4 protein-coding genes are annotated in these 3,591 nt (G+C 61.8%); 1 reads left to right on the forward strand and 3 read right to left on the reverse strand.

From position 1 onward, the window contains the following. A partial coding sequence (locus GA615_RS27130) for a hypothetical protein (protein WP_152054483.1) occupies positions 1–1,115 on the reverse strand: 1,115 nt, incomplete at its 3' end. A gap of 513 nt (positions 1,116–1,628) precedes the next feature. Between GA615_RS27130 and GA615_RS27135 the strand changes: the two genes are divergently transcribed. After that, the gene (locus tag GA615_RS27135; protein ID WP_152054484.1) at positions 1,629–1,991 is read left to right on the forward strand and encodes a hypothetical protein; all 363 of its coding nucleotides are present in this window, start codon (positions 1,629–1,631) and stop codon (positions 1,989–1,991) included. Here the strand turns inward: GA615_RS27135 and GA615_RS27140 are convergent. Beyond that, the gene (locus tag GA615_RS27140) at positions 1,954–3,234 is read right to left on the reverse strand and encodes an ArgE/DapE family deacylase (protein ID WP_152054485.1); all 1,281 of its coding nucleotides are present in this window, start codon (positions 3,232–3,234) and stop codon (positions 1,954–1,956) included. The two genes, GA615_RS27135 and GA615_RS27140, sit on opposite strands and share 38 nt — an antisense overlap. A 151-nt stretch (positions 3,235–3,385) precedes the next feature. Then, a partial coding sequence (locus GA615_RS27145; RefSeq protein WP_161602610.1) for a helix-turn-helix transcriptional regulator occupies positions 3,386–3,591 on the reverse strand: 206 nt, incomplete at its 5' end.

Consider the following 3,591-nt stretch of genomic DNA (forward strand, 5'->3'; position numbering starts at 1 on the left):
GCTGCGGAGGTCTGTATGAGGTGGGGATACTGGCTGATCAGCCCGAAGAACTTGCGTTGCGGCGGGTGATCTTCTCCTGGGAGCAATGCCGCCAGGGGGTCGTTCCAGGGAGGGAGGGGGTTGGAGATTGGCACTGGACGTAAAGGTTCTTCTTCCCCAGCTTCCCACACGACTTCCCCCTGCGAATCAACGATCTCCTCACCTGCGAGGAGGCAGAGCAGCGCCTCAGAGGGTGCCCAGCGCTGGCACCTGCCCTTGACGAATTTCCCCTCGATCACGGCCCCGGCGATATAGCCCGAGTCTACCCAGGTCAGCCAGCCGTGCGTTGACAGGTAGGACTTGATCGCGGCCCAGCGATTATGGCACCAGGGCAGGTCGTGATAGCCAGCGGCTCGGGTCGAGTGCCACAGACCCTCAATCCTTGCCTGCGGCAGGGCATTGCCCTCGTTGGGGTTGTGGCCGCAGTAATGCAAAATCATCAGGGCCACGGCAATATGCTCATGCTTGACGATTCGGTTCTGGCTTGCACGCAGGGGCCCCCATTGCGCTGCAATCGGCATGAACTTTTGCCAGTTCGAGTCTTTGCGTGAGATTGGGCAGCCGGTTGATCGTCCTGAAAGAGGGAGTGTACCTAAAGGTTCTTCTTCCCCCTGCCCCTGGACAATTTCCGCCTCCTCAATCTCGACATCAGCCAGCCTCACGAGGTCTCGGACGCTGAGCCCGACATCGATTGTCGCAAGAAACTCTTCCTCCCTGCCCAGGACGACGGGCGCCGCGAACAGGTCACCGGCGGTATAGTGCTCGACGGTGCGGCGATAGCCCCATTGGACCAGCGGCAGTTTGCCGCGGAACTCGACCCCGGTGATGTGGCGGTAGTTCTGCGAACGGAGCAGACGCATTGCGAACGATTCCGCTTGCGTCAATGCATCATTGGCTTGTTCGTTCGAACGTCCCTGGCGATTGAGCAGGAAGAAGCCGTGAATTCCGGCGCCGTTGGTCGAGGCGTTGCAGTAGAGTTCGATTCCGAGGTGGGCTTCGAGTTTTGCGAGAAAATCGGCACACTCAATTCGAGCGGCCCGTGGATCGGTCGCGGCGTGGCAATCCACGTCGACCACGCAGAGGGTCAACGGGAAGCGGTGGTTGGGGTTGCCCGAGAGGTAGAGCGTCTCCTGTCCGGTCTCGTGCCGGGAGAAGTGGGCCGCCCGGATTTTTCGCCTGAAAGACCTGCGTTCCAGCCGGGCAATGGCCTCGAAATTGGTGGTCCGACGCTTGGGCTTGATTTTGCCAGCGGCAGGGCAGAATGTCCCGGTGGCAAAGTCGCAATCGCTTGTCAGGCGTCTGATATAGCCAATTGCGGATTTCGGTTTGTAATTTCGATATGAAGTCACTCTATAACATTTGTTGTGTTTGATGTGTAGACCGTCAGGGGTTCGCCTCCCTGGCGGTCTTTTCATTGATATAGGGTGCGCAGGACAAGAATTTTCTAACTACCACAAATGGGAACCAGATTTCGCACAATGGGGCATATTGCTTGTTTCGTGATATTTGAGTTCGTTCAACTAGTGATTTGCTGATATCTTCCCTTGCCTGAGCGACGTTGCTCGGGCCACCAGAGGGGAGAGTCAACGATGACGAGCACCATCCGAGCCTACGACGAGCGTGAGATCAGCCGGGCCACCGAGTGCAATGCGGTCAAGGACTTGGCCGCCCGGTTCGGCATTCCCGTGCAGTTGATGCGGGACATCTTGGCGGCCCAGCACCTTGAAGCGCTGTTCAAGTACCTGGGTGGCACCGAGACAGGTTACCGGACCGCCTCCGTCCAGAATCAGGTCACTGAGTTCATGGTGGCAATTGATCGATTGACCCAGGGCTCGGTCAACACGACAAGGCCCGATCCGCCCGAGTCGAAGCGACCGGGATCGAATCCTCCCCGCCGCCGACCAGGCATCCCCATCATCGGTGACGAGCCGTGCCGCAGAATCGGAGGATGATGAGCACGAGCGTTTTCGTCACCGCCGTCAGCGAGGCGAGGTCGATGGACTCGTCCGGGGCGTGGGCCAGTCGTATCTCGCCGGGGCCGTAATGCAACGCGGGGATGCGGCCGACTTCCGTCAAGAGCCGCAGGTCGCTCCCATACGGGGCGCCGTGCATTTCGGGTTCGTGGCCGTGAAGTTGGTGATGCACTTCCCGCACGAGGCCGACCAGGGGGTGATCCCCGGCGATCCCTCCGCTGGCGAACTGGCCCCCAAACCACTCCACCGCGACCGGATGTGCCCGCAGCCAATCGTCCCCCTCGCAGGTCGCCCTTAGGACATCCTCGAATTCTCGACGGGCATCTTCAGGGGCCTCCCCCAACGCCACGCCGAGCCTCCCCTCGGCGACCAGACATTCCGGCACACTGCTGGGCCAGTCCCCGGCCTTGAGCGTGCCGATGCTCAGGGGATACGCCGGGTCGAACCGGGCCATCAAGGGGTCGGCATTCGCGTTCTTGCGAGATTCCAGGGCCTGGAGGGCCTGCCAGATGGGCCAGAAGGCTTCGATGGCGCTGATGCCTTGCCTCCTCATGCTGGCATGAGCCGATCGTCCCCGCACCGTTAGGCGGAAGCTCAGGGCACCGGCGCAGGCCGGGATGATCGCCAGGTTCGTCGGCTCGGGGATGATGGCGGCATCGCCCCGATACCCCCTGCGCAGGGTGGCGAAGGTGCCCAGGCCGCCGTCTTCCTCGCCGACGACGCTTTCCAGCAAGACCGACCCCCGGAGGGCGATCCCGGCGTCCCGGATGGCCCGGATCGCGGAGAGGCAGCAGACCAGGCCCCCCTTCATGTCGCAGGAGCCCCGGCCATGAACGCGCCCGGCGTCGAGCCGCCCGCTGAAGGGGTCACCATCGGCCCAGAGGTCGGGATCGCCCGGAGGGACCACATCGAGGTGTCCGTTGAGGATCAGGGTCGGGCCGTCATCATTCCCCCGGCGCCCGACCAGACCCCAGGTAACATCCCGAGGGGCTTCCATGCCGGGGAACTCGGGATCGGCCCGCAGGGCGTCCAGGTCGATCGGCCAGAGGTCCGTCACCAGACCCGATTGCTCCATCTGGGTCGCGAACCAGTGCTGGGCCTCGGACTCGGCGGGCGAACCGGTGACGCTGGGGATGGCGACAAGCTCGCGCAGGCAGGCGACCATCCCGGATTCGTCGATCGCCGCCAGGGCGGCGTTTTCTTCGGAGGTTTGCGCGGACATGCGTTGCGTGATTCCTCGGTTCGAAGGCGAAAGTCGAGGTTTGTGACGCGCCGAACGGAAATCCCTGGCATCTCGTTCGGCATTCTAAGCAGGAGTTCAGATTGGCTGAAGGTCGGAGACGTTCGCAGCCCCACCCCGACAATGATGTCGATCACTTGCTGTCCATGTAGGGATTTCGAGGGACCGGCCCGGCGATGACAATCGTGAGATTGAGCGCGTCGGCGATTTTGCCGATATTTTCACTCGTCAACCTTCTTGCACCATTGCAGAACTTGCAGATCGATACCCTCGGGACTCCCGACAATTTTGCGAGTTGCTCCTGCGTGTAACCGCAGCCCTTGATGTGATCGATCAACG

This window comes from Tautonia marina, assembly GCF_009177065.1.
Classification (GTDB): domain Bacteria; phylum Planctomycetota; class Planctomycetia; order Isosphaerales; family Isosphaeraceae; genus Tautonia; species Tautonia marina.

Coding starts and splice junctions, on each gene's coding strand:
- GA615_RS27135 (WP_152054484.1), top strand. CDS start 1,629: ATGACGAGCACCATCCGAGCCTACGACGAGCGTGAGATCAGCCGGGCC.
- GA615_RS27140 (WP_152054485.1), bottom strand. CDS start 3,234: ATGTCCGCGCAAACCTCCGAAGAAAACGCCGCCCTGGCGGCGATCGAC.